Raw genomic sequence first — 15,759 nt, 5'->3', positions numbered from 1 at the left:
GCGGTACAGCCGGACACTAGTGCGGTGTCCGGGAGCGTCACTAGCCACCCTGCACCACCACCCGCCGCGCCGCGCGCCGCAGCACGACCCGGCCGGCCACGATCAGCAGCACGACCCAGAAAGCCTGCCGCGCCACCAGGTTCGCGACGTCGCCGCGTTCAAGGAAGACGTCGATCGGGCTCTGCATCAGCGCAGGAAACGGGGTGTAGGACAGCGCCGTGCTCGCCCAGTCGGGGAAGAACGCCAGCGGCAGGGTCAGGCCGGACAGCAGCGCGGAGGTCACCCCGTACATGCTGAGCACGCCCCGGTTGTCCAGCAGCCAGAACGTGAGGATGCTGAGCAGGAAGCGGATGGCGAAGCTGACCAGCAGCGCCAGCACGGCCGCGACCGCGAACAGCGGCCAGGTGGTTGCCCGCTCGGGCCAGCGGAACGGGAAGAACAGGGCGCCGAACACCAGCGGCGGCAGCAGCCTGGTCAGCGCGGCGTGCCCGGCCCTGCCGAGGTCGGCGGCCAGCTGCGCGGCCTGAAGGTCCCACGGCCGGTACAGGTCGACCACGACGTCCCCGCTACGGATCCGTTCGGCGAGTTCGTTGCCGCCCCACAGCAGGACGAACGCGATCATGCCCTGGCCGAGCCACACGTAGGTCGCGGTCGACGCGCGTGCAAGGCCGCTGATGGTCGCGTGGTTCGGCGCCGCGTCGAGCGCGGCGAACAGCACGGCCACCCGCATCAGGCCGAACACGACGTTCGTCGTGAGCCCGGCAGCGGTGGCCTGTCGGTAGGTGGAGTATCGGCGGAATCCGGCGAGCGCGACCCTGGGGTAGCAGCCAAGCCGCGAGGGCACGTCTTTCTACGCTAGGAACGGGGGCAACTCGTTTTTCGGCACGCCGGTCCCGCCTGTCTCGCCGCCGCCCGGTCGCCTCGCCCGCTGCCTGGGGTCAGGCGTTGGCTGCGGTCGAGGTCAGTCCCGCGAGCACGCCGCCAAGCAGCCCGGGGAACAGCGCGTCGAGGTCGTCCCTGCGCAGCGTGGTCATCCGGTAGGTGCCCTCGGGGTCGACGCGGATGACGCCGGCCTCGCGCAGCGTCCTGATGTGGTGGGTGCGGGTGGACTTGGTGACCGGCAGGGCGATCGACCCGCACGGAATTGGTTTGCCAACCTCAGCGAGTTCGCGCACCATTTGCAGTCGCATCGGGTCAGCGAGGGCGTGCAGCACGGCCTCGATGCGGATCTCCGACCTGTCCGGGTGGGGCAGCTCGGGTTGTGCCTGGGGTGCCATCGGACCTCCTTGTCCAGGGTGCATAGTACGACCAATTTCGTAGTTCGACATCTGACGTAGTACGGTGCTCATCGTACTACGGTGAACGTCGAACTCCTGGGGTGCGACGGCTCATCAGCCGCACACTCCGAGGAGTCCCGTGTCGTCACGCACCTACCTACTGGCCCTGGGCACCTTCGCCGTCGGCACCAGTGGTTACATCGTCGCCGGAGTCCTGCCAGCCGTCAGTTCCGAGCTGCGCGTCTCGCCGTCCACCGCGGGCCAGCTGATCACGGCGTTCGCCATCGCCTACGCGATCGGTTCCCCGCTGCTCGCCGCCGCCACCGGCCGATGGGAGCGTCGCACCCTGCTCATCGCGGCCCTGCTGGTCACCGGCCTCGGCAACGCGTTCGCGGCGTTCGCGCCCAACTACCCGACGCTGCTGGTGGCCAGGGTGGTGACCGCGATCGGCGCCGCCATCTACACCCCGGCGGCCACCGCCGTCGCCGCCCAGCTCAGCGACCCGCACCGCCGCGCGCGGGCCATCTCCATCGTGTTCGGCGGGCTCACCTTCGCGCTGATCATCGGCGTTCCGCTTGGCAGCCTGTTCGGCCCGATCATCGGCTACCGGGGCGTGTTCGGGCTGGTCGCCGTGATGTCGGTGGCCGCGGCCGTCGCCGTCTGGCTGGCCGTGCCGAGGATCGCCGCGCCGCCGGTCGTCGGCCTGCGCGCCAGGTTCGCCGCCGTCGGCGACCGCAGGGTGGTCGCGGTGCTGGCCATCTCGCTGATGGGCTGCCTCGCCGCGTTCACCGTCTACACGTTCATCTCGCCGCTGCTCAGCCAGTCCGCGGGCGTGCACGGCAACACCCTGAGCCTGCTGCTGTTCGGCTACGGCGTCGGCGGCGCCATCGGCAACCTCGCCGGCGGCAGGCTCACCGACCGGTTCGGCAGCCGTCGCCCGCTGATCGTCGTCTTCGCGCTGCTGACGCTCGTGTTGGCAACCATGCCGCTGACGACCGGCACCGTGCCCGGCGCGGCGATCGCGCTGTTCCTCTGGGGCCTGTTCACCTGGTCGGTCAACCCGCCGATCCAGAACCGCCTGGTCGCGCTGTCGCCGCAGAACAGCGGCCTGCTGTTGTCGCTGAACGCCTCGGCGATCTACCTCGGCGTCGGGCTGTCCGGGATGGTGGGCGCCGGCGTGATCGGCGGGTTCGGCCTGACTTCGCTGGCCCCGGTGGCCGCCGTGCTGTCCGGCGGCGCGCTGATCGTGGCGATCGCGTCGGGCCGGCAGCGTGCCGGGGCGCAGGAGTCGGCGTCGGTGCTGGAGCCCGTCGGCTGAGCCGGAGGACTACGGTGAACGGTGATGAAACAGCTCACGTCCACCGATGGTCCTGTCGTGCTCAGTCGAGTGTCCGGCCTCTGCGGTGAGCTGGTGCTGCGCCGAGTCGGCGCGGACTTCGAGATCATCGGCAACGGCACGTTCCTGATGGACACCCGCAACGGCGAGTCGGAACGGCTGCTCGTGCACGCCGCCGCCGAGGCGATGCCCGCCGGCAGCCCGATGGTCATCGGCGGCCTCGGCGTCGGCTTCTCGCTGCGGGCCGCGCTCGACCATCCTCGGATCGGCGAAGTCGTTGTGGTGGAACGGGAATCCGCCGTGGTGGAGTGGAACAGGGGGCCGCTGCGCGAGGTGCACGGCGACGCGCTGGCGGACGACCGGGTGGTCTGCGTCGGTGCGGACCTGCTCGACTGGTTGGCGGAGCGGCCGAGGCGCGCGTTCGGCGCGATCTGTCTTGACATCGACAACGGTCCTGAGTGGACAGTGTCGGACGGGAACTCCCTGCTGTACGGGGAAACCGGCCTGAACCTGATCGCCGGCAACCTCGCCCCCGGCGGCGTGCTCGCAGTGTGGAGCGCCGCCGTCAACCCGGCCTTCGAGGCGCGCCTTGCGGCCAGGTTCGGCGGCGCCAGCACCATCGAGATCCCGGTGCCGAGGGGCGAGCCCGACGCCGTCTTCCTGGCCACCCACCCCCGAAATCCTTGATTCGATCGGCTGTGCTATGCTCCTAGCGGAGTCGTATGCTCCTCCTTGTGGCGTATGGCAGACTGCCGCCATGACTACGGAGACGATCACTGCCGCGAACGCCGGCACCTGGCAGCTCGGCGACCTGACGGTCAACCGGATCGGCTTCGGCGCGATGCGCCTGACCGGCAGCGCGGCCTTCGACCTCGGCACGCCGAGCAACCGCGAGCGCTCCATCTCCGTGCTGCGGCGCGCGATCGACCTCGGCGTCAACCACATCGACACTGCGGCGTTCTACTTCTCGGCGACGCGCTCCGCCAACGAGCTGATCAACAGCGCGCTGGCGCCCTACCCCGACGACCTGGTGATCACCACCAAGGTCGGGCCGGGCCGCGACCCGTCCGGCGAGTGGCTGCATGCCGGCCCGGCGCAGCTGCGCGGCCAGGTCGAGGAGAACCTGCGTCAGCTCGGCCGCGACCACCTCGACGTGGTGAACCTGCGCATCGTGGGCACCGATTCGATCGCCGAGCGCTTCGGCGCGCTGGCCGACCTGTGCGAGGCGGGCCTGATCCGCCACCTCGGCCTCTCCAACGTCGTGCTGGCGCAGCTGGCCGAGGCGCAGGCGATCGCCCCGGTGGTCTGCGTGCAGAACCAGTACGGCATCGGCTCCAGGGTTGGTGAGAAGGGCGAGGCCGTGCTGCGCGCGTGCGGCGAGCATGGCATCGCGTTCGTGCCGTTCTACGCCATCGCCGGCGCGGGCCGCGAGGCTGGCGCCGCCGCCACGGCCGACGACGCCGTGCTGGCCGTCGCGCGGGCGCACGACGCGTCACCCGCGCAGATCCGGCTGGCCTGGACGCTCCAGCGCGGCAGGCACGTGCTGGCCATTCCCGGCACCGGCAACCCGGACCACCTGGTCGCGAACGTGGCGGCCGGCGCGATCCGCCTCACCGAGGACGAGGTCGCCGCCCTCGACGCGATCCGCGACGAGTCCTGACCTGCCGGTCGCCCTCGGCGTTCCGTCCGCACGGCCCGCCGAGGGCGACCGGCCCGTCCGTGCCAGCCATGCCGGGCGACCGGTCCGCAGCCGAGCCAGCCGTCCCGGCGAGGCGCGTGTCCGCGGTCGCGCGCCCCGGCGTCAGCCGTTCTTCGCGGCGGCCTTGACGGCCTTCTTGAAGTCGCGCACCTCGGCGAGCGTCTTGCCGTCGATCACGTCGGCGACGCTGCGGCGCGACTTCGCCTCGCCGTACGCGCCCGCAGCCTCGCGCCAGCCCGTCGGGCGGACGCCGAGCTGCTTGCCGAGCAGGGCAAGGAAGATCCGGGCCTTCTGGTCGCCGAAGCCCGGCAGCTCCTTGAGCCGCCTGAGCACCTCAGCGCCGTTCGGCTTGGGGCGGCCGGCCGTCCAGACGGCCTCGACATCGCCGTCGTAGTGCTCGACCAGGAACCGGCTCAGCTCCTGGAGCCGCTTCGCCATCGAGCCGGGAAAGCGGTGGATGGCCGGCGGCGTCGACGCGATGGCGGCGAACTCCTCGGGATCCATCTCCGCGATGCGATGCACGTCCAGTGTCCCGAGCCGGTCGGCGATCACCTTCGGCCCCTTGAACGCCTTCTCCATCGGAATCTGCTGGTCCAGCATCATGCCGAACAGCACGGCAAGCGGGCTCGCGGACAGCAGCGCGTCCGCCTCCGGCTCCTGCGCCAGGCACAGCGTGCGGGTCATGGGGCAATGGTGGCATCTCGCGCCGCGGCCCGCGTGATCAGTACCGTGACTGGCCACATAGCCGAAACGGACAACGGGGGGCAACCGTGTACGCGGCCTTCATGCTGGCGTCGGGGGTCTTCTGGACCCTGACCTACCTGCTGGTCATCCGGCGCGGCCTCGCCGACCGCAGCTACGGCATGCCGGTCGTGGCCCTGTGCGCGAACCTCAGCTGGGAGTTCCTGTTCGCGGTGGTCCGGCCGGCGAACGGCGTCCAGGAGGTGGTCAATCTCGTCTGGCTCGCCCTCGACCTCGTCATCGCCTTCACCGTCCTGCGGTTCGGGCCGCGCGAGTTCGCCGGGGTGCCCAAGGCCGTCTTCTACGGCGGCTTCCTGTTCACCCTGGTCACCGCGTACCTCGGCGTCCTGTTCGTGTCCGACGAGCTCAACGCCGGCCAGGGCACCTACGCCGCCTTCGGGCAGAACCTGTTGATGTCCGGGCTGTTCCTCGCGATGCTGCTCAGCCGGCGCTCGCTGCGCGGCCAGTCGCCGGCCATCGCGGCGGCCAAGCTGCTCGGCACGGCGTGCGCCTCGGCCGCCTTCTACTTCTACGGCACCGGCTACGCCGGCTCGCGGCTGCTGCCGCTGCTCTACCTGTCGATCCTGGCGGTCGACCTCGGCTACCTCGCCGCAGTGCTGGCCGTGCGCCGCAACGAACGGCGAACCCAGGCCGGCTAGGAGACCACCTGCGCGAGCACGAGGCGGAACAGCTCGCGGTCCACGGTCGCGGGCTCCTCGGCCAGCCACGCACCGATCTCCTCCACGAACTGCCTCGGGCTCATCGGCGGCGCGGGCACCTCGGGGGACTCGCCGCTGGTGATCTCGCCGGCCCGGCTCGGATAGATCAGCACCGCGCCGCGCACCTCCACGTCCGGCAGCAGCTCCCGGAACGCCGACACGCCCTCCGGCAGCCGGACCGCGCCGCCGCGGAACGGATGACCGTTGCGCCACAACGCTCCCTCGTCGTCGGCGACGTAGTGGCCCGGCAGCCACATCTTCGACTCGATCAGCACCAGTCGCTGCCCGCACAGCACGGCGTGGTCCACGTCGGCGAACACCGAGTCGGGCCAGGCGAGACCGTGGAAGATCCGCACACCGGGCAGCCTCGTCAGGTACTGCGCGAGCAGCTTCGCGGTCAGCCGCTCGGCCACCTGCGCGGCCTCCTTGCCCGGCCGGCCGAAGATCGGGTGGCCGCCGAACTCCGTGGTGAACTCCCGGTCCTCGCGAACGGCGGCGAGATAGTCGCGGCCGAGCCACACCGTGGCGACCAGTGCCGCGGCCAGCAGCACCAGCGCCCCGACCAACAGCGGCACCGGCAGGTCGACCACCAGGAGCAGCACGGCCAGCGCCAGCGCCGCGCCGAGCGCCGCCAGCAACGGCCGGTGGCCGGGCCCGACGAGCGGGACGAGCCGGACCCGCTGCCTGATGTCGACGTTCTGCCACCACGAGATGGCGCTCGGGTCGAGGCGGGGCTGCGGCGGCACGAAGTTGGGATCCTCGCCGAAGTCCTTGGGGCGGCTCGGTTTCCCGGTCGCGCGCGGCCTCGGCCTCGGCCGCGCCGGGGCGGTCGGGGTCGCCTGCGGGGGCTGGGGCGGCGCGGCGCGGCTCAGGTCGTAGACGGCCCGTTGGGCCGGATCGTTCAGCGTCTCGTAGGCCTGCTGGAGCAACCGGAACGTGCCGGACGTGCCGCCCGCGTCCGGGTGCATGACCTTGACCAGGGACCGGTACGCCGACTTGATCTCCGCGTCGGACGCGGTTCGCGCCACGCCGAGTAGTTCGTAGTAGTCGACACCGTGCACGACTCCACCCATCTCCCGCGCCTGGGCCGACACGATATGGGGTCGCCACCGGCCGGGACAGCCGGCGTCCTGGGTGTTGGCGGGTCCCGCGGAATTATCCGCCCGGCCGACCCATCCCGCCGTCGCCCAGTGGTGTGCTCCGGTTGCCGGTCAGGCGGGCCGGGCGCACCCTTTCCGATGCGTGAACCCGAATGCGACGATCGGAAGGAGTTCGCCCATGGCGACCTGTGACGTGTGCGGGAACGAGTACTGGATGGCCTTCGAGGTGCGCACGGTCAGCGGCGGTCGGCACACCTTCGACAGCTTCGAGTGCGCCATCCAGCGGCTCGCGCCCGAGTGCGAGCACTGCCGGTGCCGGATCGTCGGTCACGGCGTCGAGGTGGAGGGCCGTTTCTTCTGCTGCGCGCACTGCGCCCGCTCCGGCGCCAAGCGTATGGGCGACCAGATCCGCGACGCCGTCGGCGCGCACCCGGGCTGATCGGGGACCCCGCGCCCGGCTACCCCGAGTTAGCAGTACGCTTGTACCGCTAAACGAGGTCGCGCGACAGGAACGCGAGAGGAGCACCCCGCCACCATGGGCAAGATCAAGGTTCAGGGCACCGTCGTCGAACTCGACGGCGACGAGATGACGCGGATCATCTGGCAGTTCATCAAGGACAGGCTCATCCACCCGTATCTCGACATCAACCTCGAGTACTACGACCTGGGCATGGAGCACCGGGACGCGACGGACGACCAGGTCACCGTCGACGCCGCCAACGCCATCAAGAAGCACGGCGTCGGCGTGAAGTGCGCCACCATCACCCCGGACGAGGCGCGGGTCGAGGAGTTCGGCCTGAAGAAGATGTGGCGGAGCCCGAACGGCACGATCCGCAACATCCTCGGTGGCGTGATCTTCCGCGAGCCGATCATCATCTCGAACATCCCGCGCCTGGTGCCGAGCTGGACCAAGCCGATCATCATCGGCCGTCACGCGCACGGCGACCAGTACAAGGCCACCGACTTCAAGGTGCCCGGCCCCGGCACGGTCACCATGACCTACACCCCGGCCGACGGCAGCGAGCCGATGGAGTTCGAGATCGCGAACTTCCCCGAGGGCGGCGGCGTCGCCATGGGGATGTACAACTACCGGAAGTCCATCGAGGACTTCGCGCGCGCGTCGCTGAACTACGGCCTGCTGCGCAACTACCCGGTCTACATGTCGACCAAGAACACGATCCTCAAGGCCTACGACGGCATGTTCAAGGACGTGTTCCAGGAGATCTTCGAGTCGGAGTTCAAGGCCGAGTTCGAGGCCAAGGGTCTGACCTACGAGCACCGCCTGATCGACGACATGGTCGCCGCCGCGATGAAGTGGGAGGGCGGCTACGTCTGGGCGTGCAAGAACTACGACGGTGACGTGCAGTCCGACACCGTGGCGCAGGGCTTCGGCTCGCTGGGCCTGATGACCTCCGTGCTGATGACGCCGGACGGCAAGACCGTCGAGGCCGAGGCCGCGCACGGCACGGTCACCCGGCACTACCGGCAGCACCAGCAGGGCAAGCCGACCTCGACGAACCCGATCGCGTCGATCTACGCCTGGACCGGCGGCCTCAAGCACCGGGGCAAGCTGGACGGCACCCCCGAGGTCACCGCCTTCGCGGAGACCCTGGAGCGGGTCGTCATCGAGACCGTCGAGAGCGGCAAGATGACCAAGGACCTCGCGCTGCTGGTCAGCCCCGACCAGCCGTGGCAGACCACCGAGGACTTCCTCGGCTCGCTGGACGAGAACCTGAAGAAGGCCATGGCCTGACCTGTTCTCGGAGGCATCTGTTCTCGGAGGCATCTGCTTTCGGAAACCCGAACGGGCCCGGTCACGCTCCGTCGTGACCGGGCCCGTTCGTTGTCTCCTGCGGGTGGTTTACCCGCTTCGCGCCGCTGGGCGGAGCCCGACTGCGTTATACCTGGTCAGAACTGGCCCGAACGGCGCTGGAACCGGGAGCGTGCGGCATGTTGGGGATTCCGACGCGGAAGCTGGTCGTGGTCGGCGTGCTGGTGGCGGCCGCGGCGCTCTGGTACGCCAACAGCGGCAAGCGGTTCGAGCTGCCGTCCACGGTCGCGAATACCACCCAGTGCAAGGTGACGGTGACGGCGGACATCCTCAACATCCGGTCAGGGCCTGCCGACGACCAGCCCATCGTGGCCACGATGCTGCGCGACACGGTGACCCCGGCGCAGAAGACCGTGCAGAACGGCTACCGGATGCTGGCGGACGGTCGGTGGGCGCACCAGGACTTCCTCTCCCCGACCTCGGACAGCAACTGCGGCTGACGCTGCGGGCGCGCGGCCGGGCCGTCGGGACGCGCCGTTAGGCTGCTCGCCGTGCTGACTGTCTCGACCGTGAACGTCAACGGCCTGCGCGCCGCCGCCAAGAAGGGCTTCGTCGAGTGGCTCGCCGCCACCGAGGCCGACGTCGTGTGTCTCCAGGAGACCAGGGCCGAGCCCGCGCAACTGCCCGGGGAGGTGCGCGATCCGGCGGGCTGGCACGTCGTGCACGCGCACTCCGAGGTCAAGGGGCGCAACGGGGTCTCGCTGCTGACCAGGGAGGCGCCGGAGGCCGTGCGGGTCGGTTTCGGCGTTGCCGAGTTCGACGCCAGCGGGCGGTATGCGGAGGTGGAGCTGCCCGGTCTGGTGGTGGCGAGCCTGTACCTGCCGAGCGGGGACGTGGGCACGCCGCGCCAGGAGGAGAAGGAGCGGTTCATGGCCGCGTTCCTGCCGTACCTGGCCGAGCTGCGCGAGAAGGCGGCGGCCGACGGTCGCGAGGTGCTGGTGTGCGGGGACTGGAACATCGCGCACCGCGAGGTGGACCTGAAGAACTGGAAGACCAACCAGAAGTCGTCCGGCTTCCTGCCGGAGGAGCGGGCCTGGCTGGGGCGGGTCTTCGACGAGGTCGGCTATGTCGACGTGGTGCGGCGGCTGCATCCCGAGGGGCCGGGGCCGTATTCGTGGTGGTCCTACCGGGGCAAGGCGTTCGACAACGACTCTGGCTGGCGGATCGACCTGCACGTGAGCACTCCGGGCCTGGCCGAGCGGGCCGTGTCAGGGACGGTGGAGCGAGCGGAGACGTATGCGGAGCGGTGGTCCGACCACGCGCCGGTGACCGTTCGCTACGAGTCCTGAGCGGGCTCGCTGGTCGTTGACGTGGCCTGCGGCGGCGTCACAGCTGGGATCTCAGCACGTCGACCTCGCAGCCTGGCGTGGCCGGGTCGAAGCCGTGCTCGATGAGCCAGCGGACCCCCAGCAGGCTCCGCAACGACCACCAGGCGCGGATCAGGTCAAGGTCGACGTCGGTGCCGTAGCCGGCGGCGACGTCGGCAAGGTGCTCCTCGTGTCCGAGCGTGAGGGTGGCGAGGTCGGCCATGGCGTCGCCCCGGGCCGCCTCGGACCAGTCGAGCACGCCGGTGACCTCGTCGCCGTCGACGAACACGTGGGCGACCTGGAGGTCGCCGTGCGTGAACACCGGTGTCCACGGCCGGAGCGCGGCCTCGGCGATGCCGCGGTTGCGCGTGACCAGGTCGGCGGGAAGGACGTCATGTGTGAGGAGCCACTCGCACTCGTCGTCGAGGTGCGCGGCTAGCTCGTCGGCGCTCCGACCGGGCCGTGGCGGCAGCGGCGCGTCGTGCAGCATCCGTGCGGCGGCACCCGCCGCGGCCCACGCCGCAGCAGACGCGGTCGACGGCTCGCCAAGGCGGCCGAGTGCCGTCCCCGGGAGGGCGGCGAGCGCGAGCACGGGCGGCTTCCGCCACAGCACCTCCGAAGTCGGGATCGGCGCCAGCTCCATCGCCTCGACCTCGGCGTCGGTGCGCGCCTGATCAGCGTCGATCTTCAGGAACACGTCGCCGACGCGCAGGGTCGCCCGCTCGTGATGCGCGACGACGACCTCGACCTTGTCCACGTCCTGCACGTCCTCCACATCGGTCACTATCGCTGGACGACCATCGACGTCGCCACGGGTTTATCGCGGGTGGGTGCGCGGGAGTGCAGGGCTGTGGTGAAGGGGCGCAGTGAAGGGCTGCGGTGAAGGGGCGCGGCGTGTTTGGGCGGTTTTCATCGGTGCTTCATGGACTCGCCGAGTCAATCGTGAAACTCTTTCATGCGCGGGACGGAACCGGCACGCGATCCTTCGGGAGACAGCTGATGGCTGCGCTGAACCGACGTCACTTCCTTCGCACCGCCGGGGCCGCCGGCATCGGGCTGGCCTGGGCGCTCAACTCGCACCTCCCCGCCTCGGCGCTGGACCGCGCCCTGGCGCGCACCGCGCGGCGGGCCGTGACCACCGCCGGCACCACCCTCGACACCGTCGCCACCCCGCTCGGCGTCACCGGCTACCGACGACTCGCCTCCGGACCCGGCTGGCCGCTCGTCGTCCGCACCGACCTCGCCGCACCCGGCAGCACGCGGGACGACCGGCGGACGCCGCTCGCCTCCTTCGTGCAGTTCACCGACCTGCACGTGGTCGACGCGCAGAGCCCGGCACGCTTCGAGTACCTGCACCCGCTGATCGGGGCCGGCGCGTTCCGGCCCCAGGAAACCCTGTCGCCGCTCGGCGCGTCCGCCTTGGTGCGCAAGGTGAACAGCCTGCCCGGCGGGCCGTTCACCGGGCGTCCGTTCGACTTCGTCGTCACAACCGGCGACAACACCGACAACCACGAGCACGCCGAGCTCGACTGGTTCCTCACCGCGCTCAACGGCGGCGCCATCACCCCCAACACCGGCGACCCCGCCCGCTACGAGGGCGTGCAGGCCGCAGGCTCCGACACCTACTGGAACCCCGACACCGCGCGGAACGACCGCTACCAGGCCGCCGGATTCCCCGTCCTGCCAGGACTTCTCGACGCGGCCATCCGGCAGTTCCAGAGCCCCGGCCTCGGCGTCCCCTGGTACTGCACCTTCGGCAACCACGACGACAGCGTGGTCGGCACGCTGCCGGACGGGCTCCCGATCGTCGACGCGCTCTACACCGGCGACCGCAAGATCATCGGCCTGGACGACGGCGCGACCCGCACGCTCGCCGCCGCCATGACCGACCCGAGCAGGGCGCTGGACGCGGCCGCCGTGCTCGCCTCCGGCGCCGGCGTCATCCGCACGGTGACCCCGGACGACCGGCGGCGCCCGTTCAGTACCGCCGAGTTCGTTCGGGAGCACCTCGATCCCCGGCGCACCGGGCCTGGGCCGGTCGGCCACGGGTTCACCGCGAACAACGCCGACGGGGTCGACGTCTTCTACACCTTCCCGATCGCGCCCGGCGTCACCGGCATCAGCCTCGACACCACGACCCTGGCGGGGCTCGCCGACGGCTCGATCGGCCTGCACCAGTACAGCTGGTTGGAGAAGGTGTTGCGCGCCAACAGCTCCCGCTACTACGACTGGTTCGGCGGGCTGGTCAGGCAGTCGGTCACCGACGAGCTGTTCGTGCTGTTCAGCCACCACAGCAGCGGCACGATGGGCAACCTGCTGCCCGACCGCCGCCGCCCGCTCGACCCTCGGCTGGACGGCGCCACACTGGTGAACCTGGTGCAGCGCTTCCCGAACGTGCTCGCCTGGGTCAACGGCCACACCCACCGCAACGAGATCATCGCGCACCGGCACGCCGAGCCGACGCGAAGCTTCTGGGAGATCAACACGGCCTCGCACGTCGACTTCCCGCAGCACGCAAGGATCATCGAGATCACGGCCAACGGCGACGGCACGGTCTCGCTGTTCACCACCCTCGTCGAGGCCGACAGCCCTTACCAGGTCGACTACGACGACCGGTCCCCGCGCGGCCTTGCCTCGCTGTACCGGGAGCTGTCCTTCAACGACCTGCACGCGAACCTCGCGCAGGTGGGCGCGGCCGCCGACCACAACACCGAACTCGTGCTCAGCGTGCCGGGTCGGTAGCGACACCGGTGGCCGGACCGGGGCTGGCGTGCGCGGCGACGGCCGCCCACAGTTCGGCGACGCCGGCCGCGTGTCGGGGATCCGCGCCGGTGCGGATTGCGGATGAAATCGTCGAAGGTACAGCGCGCCCCGGCACGAACCGGGGACTGGCCTGGATGGGTGATCAGCGCACGACGGCCAGCGCCCCTGCGGGGCGCGACATCGAGGTCGTGGTCGGACGCATCGACCAAGGAAGCCAGGTATTCCCGCCGGTCGTGTCGTATTTACCACCGGATGGGCCGCCGTCGGCTCCCCTACGCTGGTGCGGGTGCGCCAGGACATCAGCATCGCCCCGCCAGAGCCGCAGCCCTCCGACGCCGCCATGCGTCGCGCGCTGCGCCGAGCCGCCGACGGCGTCGCGCTCGATGTCACCGAGGCCGCCGTGCTGCTGCACGCGCGCGGCGAACACCTCGACGCGCTGCTCGCGGCCGCGGGCCGGGTCCGCGACGCGCACCTCGTCGCCGAGGGGCGACCGGGGATCGTCACCTACAGCCGCAACGTGTTCATCCCGCTGACCAGGCTGTGCCGGGACCGCTGCCACTACTGCACGTTCGCCACCGTGCCGCACAAGCTGCCCGCCGCGTACCTGGAGCGCGACGAGGTGCTGGAGATCGCCAGGCGCGGCGCGGCGGCCGGCTGCAAGGAGGCCCTGTTCACCCTGGGTGACCGGCCGGAGGAGCGCTGGCCCGCGGCCCGCGAGTGGCTGGAGGCGCGCGGCTTCTCGTCCACCCTGGACTACGTCCGCGCGTCCGCCATCGCCGTGCTCGAGGAGACCGGGCTGCTGCCGCACCTCAACCCCGGCGTGCTGAGCTGGGAAGAGCTGCAACGGCTGCGCCCGGTGGCCTCCAGCATGGGCATGATGCTGGAGACCACGGCGACGCGGCTGTGGAGCGAGCCGGGCGGCCCGCACTACGGCAGCCCGGACAAGGAGCCCTCGGTCCGGTTGCGGGTGCTCACCGACGCCGGCCGGGTCAACGTCCCGTTCACCACCGGCATCCTGGTCGGCATCGGCGAGACGCTGACCGAGCGGGCCGAGTCGCTGTTCGCGATCCGCTCCTCCGCCCGCCAGTACGGGCACATCCAGGAGGTCATCGTCCAGAACTTCCGCGCCAAGCCGGACACGGCGATGCGCGGCATGCCCGACGCCGACCTGCACGAGCTGGCCGCCACCGTCGCCGTCGCGCGGCTGCTGCTCGGGTCGGGGGTCAGCGTGCAGGCCCCGCCGAACCTGGTCGGCGACGAGCACCTGCTGTTGCTGCGGGCCGGCATCGACGACTGGGGCGGCGTGTCGCCGACGACCCCGGACCACGTCAACCCGGAACGCCCGTGGCCGGCCATCGAGGAGCTGGACGCGCTGACCTCGACCGCGGGCTTTGAGCTGCGCGAGCGGCTGAACGTCTACCCGCGCTTCGTCACCGCGACCCCCGGCCAGTGGATCGACACCCGGCTCGCCGAGCACGTCGCGGCCCTCGCCGAACCGACCGGCCTGGCCAACGCGGACGCCGAGGTGGTCGGCCTGCCGTGGCAGGAGCCGGACGGCGGGCTCGTCACGAGCGGCCGCGCCGACCTGCACGCCGCCATCGACACCGAGGGCCGCACGACCGACCGGCGCGGCGACTTCGACAGCGTCTACGGCGACTGGGACGAGCTGCGCAGCCAGCTGCCGGTCGCGCCGGAACGGCTGTCCACCGAGCTGAAGCAGGGCCTGCGGCTCGCCGAGGAGGACCCGGCCGCGCTGGTCGATGAGGCCAACGCGGAGGCGGCGATGGCGCTGCTGACCGCCGACGGCGAGGCGCTGGAGACGGTGACGCGGCTGGCCGACCAGCTGCGTGCCGAGGTGGTCGGCGACGATGTCACCTACGTGGTCAACCGCAACATCAACTTCTCCAACGTCTGCTACGTGGGGTGCCGGTTCTGCGCGTTCGCGCAGCGCGACCGGGACGCCGACGCCTACCGGCTGTCCGTCGACGAGGTCGCCGACCGCGCCGAGGAGGCGTGGCGGCTCGGCGCGACCGAGGTGTGCATGCAGGGCGGCATCGACCCCAAGCTGCCGGTGACCGCGTACGCGGACATGGTGCGCGCCATCAAGGCGCGCGTGCCCGGCATGCACGTGCACGCGTTCAGCCCGATGGAGATCGTCAGCGGCGCGGCCAAGGCGGGCGTGAGCGTGCGGGAGTGGCTGACCGACCTGCGCGAGGCCGGCCTCGACTCGATCCCCGGCACGGCCGCGGAGATCCTGGACGACGACGTGCGCTGGGTGCTGACCAAGGGCAAGCTGCCGGCCGCGACCTGGATCGAGGTGGTCGGCACCGCGCACAGCCTCGGCATCCGGTCGTCCTCGACGATGATGTACGGGCACGTCGACCACCCGGGGCACTGGCTCGGGCACCTGCGCACGCTGGCCAGGATGCAGGAGGAGACCGGCGGGTTCACCGAGTTCGTCGGCCTGCCGTTCGTGCACCGCAACGCGCCGATCTACCTGGCCGGGCTGTCCAGGCCGGGGCCGACGCGGCGGGACAACCGGGCCGTGCACGCGGTGGCCAGGCTGGCGCTGCACGGGCGGATCCACAACATCCAGTGCTCCTGGGTGAAGCTGGGCGACGAGGGCACGGCCGAGGTGCTGCGCGGCGGCGCGAACGACCTCGGCGGGACGTTGATGGAGGAGACCATCAGCCGGATGGCCGGCTCGGAGCACGGCTCGGCCCGCACCGTCCGGCAGCTGGAGGCGATGGCCGCGCTCGCCGGCCGGCAGGCCCGCCAGCGCACCACGACCTACGGCGCGAGCCCGGCGGTCTGACCAGCGGTCTCGGCTCGCGGCACCGCGGAAAATCGGTGTCGCGGGCCGACAAAAGCCCTGCGGTGAACGGGTTAACACGTTGGGCCACTCGGCCCAGCATGATCATTACCGGCCACCCCGAAACCGGGTGGAATCGGCCCGTCGCTACGCTGCCGCAGGGCCGAAACCCGT

General features: G+C 71.1%; 15 protein-coding genes. 10 read left to right on the top strand and 5 right to left on the bottom strand.

The window, feature by feature from the left end; genetic code table 11:
- Window positions 1-40 precede the first annotated feature (40 nt).
- Window positions 41-844 carry an ABC transporter permease gene (locus F0L68_RS05740; protein WP_149848407.1) on the bottom strand — a complete coding sequence of 268 codons (804 nt, stop codon included), beginning with the start codon at window positions 842-844 and terminating at the stop codon, window positions 41-43.
- 94 nt (window positions 845-938) lie between these two features.
- On the bottom strand, window positions 939-1,277 hold the full coding sequence (locus F0L68_RS05735; protein ID WP_223198530.1) for an ArsR/SmtB family transcription factor: 339 nt from the start codon (window positions 1,275-1,277) through the stop codon (window positions 939-941).
- Window positions 1,278-1,416: 139 nt separating this feature from the next.
- Between F0L68_RS05735 and F0L68_RS05730 the strand changes: the two genes are divergently transcribed.
- The 3 genes from F0L68_RS05730 to F0L68_RS05720 all read left to right on the top strand — a co-directional run bounded on the left by F0L68_RS05730 (window position 1,417) and on the right by F0L68_RS05720 (window position 4,273).
- The gene (locus tag F0L68_RS05730) at window positions 1,417-2,595 is read left to right on the top strand and encodes an MFS transporter (protein WP_188316411.1); all 1,179 of its coding nucleotides are present in this window, start codon (window positions 1,417-1,419) and stop codon (window positions 2,593-2,595) included.
- A 24-nt stretch (window positions 2,596-2,619) separates the two neighbouring features.
- Window positions 2,620-3,300, top strand: coding sequence for a spermidine synthase family protein (locus tag F0L68_RS05725; protein WP_149848405.1), 681 nt, complete (start codon window positions 2,620-2,622; stop codon window positions 3,298-3,300).
- Window positions 3,301-3,370: 70 nt separating this feature from the next.
- Window positions 3,371-4,273, top strand: coding sequence for an aldo/keto reductase (locus F0L68_RS05720; RefSeq protein ID WP_149848404.1), 903 nt, complete (start codon window positions 3,371-3,373; stop codon window positions 4,271-4,273).
- Window positions 4,274-4,414: 141 nt separating this feature from the next.
- On the opposite strand, the gene F0L68_RS05715 is transcribed toward F0L68_RS05720, so the two are convergent.
- Window positions 4,415-4,996: an HhH-GPD-type base excision DNA repair protein gene (locus F0L68_RS05715; RefSeq protein WP_149848403.1), complete on the bottom strand. Its 582-nt coding sequence runs from the start codon at window positions 4,994-4,996 to the stop codon at window positions 4,415-4,417.
- A gap of 86 nt (window positions 4,997-5,082) precedes the next feature.
- Here F0L68_RS05715 and F0L68_RS05710 point away from each other — a divergent pair, with 86 nt between their 5' ends.
- Complete coding sequence (locus F0L68_RS05710; protein WP_149848402.1) at window positions 5,083-5,712, top strand: transmembrane-type terpene cyclase; 630 nt, start codon at window positions 5,083-5,085, stop codon at window positions 5,710-5,712.
- Here F0L68_RS05710 and F0L68_RS05705 read toward each other — a convergent pair.
- Complete coding sequence (locus tag F0L68_RS05705) at window positions 5,709-6,845, bottom strand: J domain-containing protein (protein WP_223198529.1); 1,137 nt, start codon at window positions 6,843-6,845, stop codon at window positions 5,709-5,711. The two genes, F0L68_RS05710 and F0L68_RS05705, sit on opposite strands and share 4 nt — an antisense overlap.
- Window positions 6,846-7,050: 205 nt before the next feature.
- Here F0L68_RS05705 and F0L68_RS05700 point away from each other — a divergent pair, with 205 nt between their 5' ends.
- The 4 genes from F0L68_RS05700 to F0L68_RS05685 all read left to right on the top strand — a co-directional run bounded on the left by F0L68_RS05700 (window position 7,051) and on the right by F0L68_RS05685 (window position 9,992).
- Window positions 7,051-7,311 (top strand): metallothionein, encoded by a 261-nt coding sequence (locus F0L68_RS05700; RefSeq protein ID WP_149848401.1) that lies wholly within the window; start codon window positions 7,051-7,053, stop codon window positions 7,309-7,311.
- Window positions 7,312-7,407: 96 nt separating this feature from the next.
- Window positions 7,408-8,625: an NADP-dependent isocitrate dehydrogenase gene (locus F0L68_RS05695; RefSeq protein ID WP_149848400.1), complete on the top strand. Its 1,218-nt coding sequence runs from the start codon at window positions 7,408-7,410 to the stop codon at window positions 8,623-8,625.
- Between the two features lie 197 nt (window positions 8,626-8,822).
- A complete protein-coding gene (locus F0L68_RS05690) occupies window positions 8,823-9,143 on the top strand; it encodes an SH3 domain-containing protein (RefSeq protein WP_149848399.1) in 321 nt (106 codons plus the stop codon).
- A 51-nt stretch (window positions 9,144-9,194) separates the two neighbouring features.
- On the top strand, window positions 9,195-9,992 hold the full coding sequence (locus F0L68_RS05685) for an exodeoxyribonuclease III (RefSeq protein ID WP_149848398.1): 798 nt from the start codon (window positions 9,195-9,197) through the stop codon (window positions 9,990-9,992).
- A gap of 37 nt (window positions 9,993-10,029) precedes the next feature.
- Here F0L68_RS05685 and F0L68_RS05680 read toward each other — a convergent pair whose 3' ends face one another.
- Window positions 10,030-10,794 (bottom strand): aminoglycoside phosphotransferase family protein, encoded by a 765-nt coding sequence (locus F0L68_RS05680; RefSeq protein WP_223198528.1) that lies wholly within the window; start codon window positions 10,792-10,794, stop codon window positions 10,030-10,032.
- 215 nt (window positions 10,795-11,009) lie between these two features.
- Between F0L68_RS05680 and F0L68_RS05675 the strand changes: the two genes are divergently transcribed.
- Window positions 11,010-12,752, top strand: coding sequence for a TIGR03767 family metallophosphoesterase (locus tag F0L68_RS05675; RefSeq protein WP_149848397.1), 1,743 nt, complete (start codon window positions 11,010-11,012; stop codon window positions 12,750-12,752).
- Window positions 12,753-13,113: 361 nt separating this feature from the next.
- Window positions 13,114-15,588 carry a bifunctional FO biosynthesis protein CofGH gene (locus tag F0L68_RS05670; protein ID WP_240542953.1) on the top strand — a complete coding sequence of 825 codons (2,475 nt, stop codon included), beginning with the start codon at window positions 13,114-13,116 and terminating at the stop codon, window positions 15,586-15,588.
- Window positions 15,589-15,759 lie beyond the last annotated feature (171 nt).

Origin of the sequence: Solihabitans fulvus, assembly GCF_008386585.1 — a bacterium.
Taxonomy (GTDB): domain Bacteria; phylum Actinomycetota; class Actinomycetes; order Mycobacteriales; family Pseudonocardiaceae; genus Solihabitans; species Solihabitans fulvus.
Note: the sequence above shows the minus strand (reverse complement) of the source record. Positions and strands in the feature narration are given on the sequence as shown.